This window comes from Photorhabdus kayaii (genome assembly GCF_025384895.1).
Classification (GTDB): domain Bacteria; phylum Pseudomonadota; class Gammaproteobacteria; order Enterobacterales; family Enterobacteriaceae; genus Photorhabdus; species Photorhabdus kayaii.
The window spans coordinates 1-547 of the sequence record NZ_JAJAFZ010000233.1; the positions used below are offsets into that span (position 1 = coordinate 1).

Here is a 547-nt window from a genome sequence, read left to right on the forward strand (position 1 = left end):
TGGCGGGATTTACCCGAACGTTATGGTTCCTGGAAAACCGTCTATAACCGCTTTAATCGGTGGTCAAAATCAGGGATCATTAATCTTATTTTCAATAAGTTATTGTCAATACTGGATGAACAAGATTTGGTTGATTGGTCAGCCATATCACTGGATGGCAGTAACATTCGTGCGGCACATTGTGCGGCTGGCGCCCAAAAAAACATCCCGATGTCATCGCAGACCATGGCCTGGGTCGCTCTCAGGGCGGTTATGGTTCCAAAATCCATCTGGCTGTCGATGGAAAAGGCCATCCACTGAATGTAGTACTCAGTGCAGGTCAATGTCACGAAAGTCAATATGCAGTACGCCTGCTGGATGGTCTGGGTATTCAGCGTAAAAATGGTTTTATGAAACGTCGTTCAAAAGCGGTGATTGCTGATAAAGGTTACTCCAGCCATGCATTACGTAACCGGTTAAAAAGTCAGGGAATAAAAGTGATAATTCCCTATAGATCAAACGAAAAAGCGCGGTCAGATGGACGGGTTAAATTCGACCATAAAACGTA

General features: G+C 44.6%; 1 pseudogene. It reads left to right on the forward strand.

The features are described 5' to 3' along the window. Nucleotides 1-547: pseudogene (locus tag LGZ98_RS24085) on the forward strand (IS5 family transposase); the annotation flags it as partial.